At 61.5% G+C, this 3,944-nt stretch carries 1 protein-coding gene and 2 pseudogenes; all 3 read left to right on the forward strand.

The genetic code is table 11. The features are described 5' to 3' along the window. Positions 1–2,299 (forward strand): amino acid adenylation domain-containing protein (locus tag QJT78_RS49300; RefSeq protein WP_281460789.1); only part of this gene is annotated, 2,299 nt, incomplete at its 5' end. Next, positions 2,298–3,026, forward strand: a pseudogene (locus QJT78_RS49305) (DDE-type integrase/transposase/recombinase); the annotation flags it as partial. The gene QJT78_RS49300 and the pseudogene QJT78_RS49305, both read left to right, overlap by 2 nt. A gap of 76 nt (positions 3,027–3,102) precedes the next feature. Next, a pseudogene (locus QJT78_RS49310) lies at positions 3,103–3,837 on the forward strand (hypothetical protein); the annotation flags it as partial. Between the last annotated feature and the right edge of the window lie 107 nt (positions 3,838–3,944).

Here is a 3,944-nt window from a genome sequence, read left to right on the forward strand (position 1 = left end):
GACCGTGGTCGATCTGGAGACGGCGACGCCGGCCTGGGCCGAGCTGCCGGCCACCGATCCGGACCCGCGCGCGCTCGGCCTCACCTCACGCCATCTCGCCTATGTGATCTACACCTCCGGATCCACCGGAACGCCCAAAGGGGCACAGAATGAGCATCAGGCTATCGTCAATCGCTTGATTTGGATGCAAAACGCCTATGGTCTCAAGACAACTGATGTCGTGTTGCAGAAGACGCCATTTGGCTTCGATGTCTCGGCCTGGGAGTTCTTCTGGACCTTGCTTGAAGGGGCGACCCTGGTGCTGGCGCCTCCGGATGCGCACAGAGATCCCGCTGCATTGGTCGACTTGATCATCGGCGAGCGCATCACGACGGTTCACTTCGTGCCATCCATGCTGGTCAGCTTTATGGATGCGAAGAGTGTTGACCGCTGCACGTCGCTGCGGCGTGTTTTATGCAGCGGCGAGGCGCTTCCTGCCGCCAGTGTGCACAAGGTTCGGCGCCTCTTGCCTTGGACGGGCCTGCACAATCTGTACGGTCCGACGGAAGCTGCGATCGACGTGACAGCGTGGAGTTGTCCGGATGAGTTTGAAGTCGCCATTGTCGCGATCGGCCGTCCGATTGCGAACACGCGGGTGTACCTGCTGGACGGTCATGGCGCGCCGGTTCCGTTTGGGGCGGTGGGAGAGCTTTACATTGGCGGGGCGGGTGTTGCGCGCGGCTATCTGAACCGGCCGGAGCTGACGGCGGAGCGGTTCATCGCCAGTCCGTTTGTGGACGGCGACCGGCTGTACCGGACTGGCGATCTGGCGCGCTATCTGCCGGACGGCAATCTTGAGTTTTTGGGCCGCAACGACGAGCAGATGAAGATCCGCGGCTTCCGGATCGAGCCCGGCGAGATCGCGGCACGGCTTTGCGAGCACCCGATGGTGCGCGAGGCGGTGGTGGTGGCGCAACAGGATGGCACCGGCGAGAAGCGGCTGGTGGCCTATGTGGTGGGCGCGCCCGAGGCCGGCTCGGAAGAGACAGATGGAAGCGACCTTGCCGGCGCCTTGCGCGCGCACATAAGTGCGCAGCTGCCGGGCTACATGGTGCCGGCGGCGTTTGTGCGGCTGGCGTCGCTGCCCTTGACGGTGAACGGCAAGCTCGACCGCCAGGCGCTGCCGGCGCCGGAGGACGATGCGTATGCGCACCGGAGCTACGCGCCGCCGCGCGGCGAGGTCGAGACGATGCTGGCGCAGATCTGGGCCGAGCTTCTCGGTGTGGAGCGGGTCGGACGCCACGACCACTTCTTCGAACTGGGCGGCCACTCACTGCTGGCGGTGCAGCTGATCAGCCAAGCACTAAACCGAGGATTAATGTTGGGTGCTGCCGATCTTTTCCAGGCCCCGGTCCTGAAGCTGCTTGCGTCGAAAGTTCACTTGGACCACCTCCGTCACACAGCTGGAGTGCTGCCGGTACGGACGAACGGATATCAATCACCCCTATTCTTCGTTCCGACCGGTTACGGAGATTGCTCATACGTCCTATCGTTGGTGAACGATATGGAAATAGACTGCCCTGTCTACGCTCTGCCATGGTCATCGTTCAACGAAAATGATCCGCCAACGCTCGAAGCGATAGCCGCGCAGGTCGTTTTGGCCGTGAAGAAAATCCAGCCGCGTGGCCCCTACCGTCTTGCTGGATATTCCTCGGGGGCAATCTTGGCTTACGCGATTGCCCAGCACTTACTGAGCATCGATGACGCCGTATCGTTCATTGCTTTCATCGATGTCACCCTTTCCGCAACTCCGTCGAACATGTCGGCCGCGCAAATAGCGCTCGAAATGATTTTCGAGCCTCTCGAAACTCTAGATGCTGAACGCTTCCAACTCTTGGAGCGTCTTGCCAAGGAATGCTCAATTACTGAGTTGCTTCAGAAGGCACAGCAGATCGGCGCAATAACGATAGACGAAGAACTCTACGATACGGCTTCAATGTACGCACACTTTCACCAGGCACTGCAGTCATACGAAATTCCCCCCCTGCCATTGGAAATACATCAATTTTATGCCGCCGAGCCTTCTAGGGGGCGGCGTGTGCGAGCCGACGCTTCGATGGGTACAGAACAGAGGTCACCTATGCGCGGCTGGGACCGGATCCTGGATGTCGCGGCCATTCATGCCGTGCCGATTCCCGGTGATCATTTAACCCTGATGAGCGTTCGGGAAAATCGTCGGGTTCTGGCCGCTATTCTATCAAAGGCCTTAGCAACTGATCCAATCCCTAGAACCTTCGATCAACACGGCAGCGGTACCTGAGCTGTCGCCACGCGAGTTGGCCGTGCGGTTCACCGACGAACGAAAGTACTTTGTCTCCGAGGCGTCGGTCTATCGGCTGCTGAAGGCGCATGACCTCATCACCAGCCCGGCCTACGTGGTGATCAAGGCCGCGAACGAGTTCAAGGACAAGACGACGGCCGTCAACCAGCTCTGGCAGGCCGACTTCACCTACCTCAAGATCACCGGATGGGGATGGTACTATCTGTCGACCGCGCTTGATGACTTCTCGCGCTACATCGTGGCATGGAGGCTTGGTCCCACCATGTGCGCTTCCGATGTCACAGCCACCCTCGACCAGGCACTCGCCGCCTCCGGTCTTGACCACATCGCCGTCGCGCACCGGCCAAGGCTTCTCAGCGACAATGGCTCGAGTTACGTGGCAGACGATCTGGCCAAGTGGCTCGACCAGAAGGGCATGCAGCATGTGCGCGGCGCTCCGTACCATCCTCAGACCCAGGGAAAGATCGAGCGCTGGCATCAGACGCTCAAGAACCGCATCCTGCTCGACAATTACTACCTACCCGGTGATCTCGAACGTCAAGTACGGGCCTTCGTCGAACACTATAATCACCTCCGCTATCATGAGAGCATCGACAACCTCACGCCGGCCGATGTCTACTTCGGCAGGGCTGAGGCGATGCTCGCAGAGCGAAAACGCATCAAGCGCGACACCATCGCAAACCGGGGATGTCCCGGGTTCTGTTGAATTACTGAAGAGGTCGGCGTTGCCCACCTTGAGCCGGTAGGCTCGGGGTGCTGATTCCACAAAGGAGAGCAACGCCATGACGAGAGATATCACACCGGCTGGTTGGCCGGCGACCGGGGCTGTGGACGAAGCGTTTGCGGAAGTGGGGGCGAGCTTCGACCGGTTCTGCCTTGCGGCAGGGATCGAGGCGCTCGGCACGATGATGGAGGCGGATGTCACGGGGGCCTGCGGGCCGCGCCACGGTCGCGATGCGGCGCGGCGGGCGCACCGTTGGGGCCGAACGCGGGGACGGATTGGTTTCCACGGCGGCAAGATCGAGGTCGAACGCCCGCGGGTCCGGGGCGTGGACGGCCGCGAGGTCATGATCCCGAGCTGGGAAACGGCGGCGCAGGAGGACTGGCTCGGTCGCTGGGCGATGAACCTGATGCTGATCAATGTGTCGACGCGCCGGTTCGGCCGCGCTGTCCGGCTCCCGGAGGGTGACGTTCCGGCACCACTCGGATCGGGGATTTCGAAATCGGCGGCCTCGCGGAGGTTCGTCGCGCTGTCGGCGGCGCGGCTGGCCGACTTCATGGCTGCCGATCTGTCCGCGCTCGACCTTCTGGTGGTCCAAATCGACGGGCTGCATCTCGGCGACGATCTCGTGCTGGTCGCCGCGATCGGGGTTGACGGCGAAGGCAACAAGCATCCGCTGGCGCTGGTGGAAGATGCTATGGGGCGGTGGCGAGGATATTGCATCTATCGTTGCTAATGTGAACCGATGGAGCGCCCCATGCAAAAGTTGAACGATCTGAGCCGATCCCCGAACCCACTCGATCCGGACGGCACGCTGATCGCCGTTATCGAACTGAGCCTGTCGAGCTGGCTCGTCGCCGGCATTGTGCCTGGTGTCGAGCGCCAGCCATTGAAGAAGCTCGC

It is taken from the genome of Bradyrhizobium sp. Mp27, assembly GCF_029953005.1.
Classification (GTDB): domain Bacteria; phylum Pseudomonadota; class Alphaproteobacteria; order Rhizobiales; family Xanthobacteraceae; genus Bradyrhizobium; species Bradyrhizobium barranii.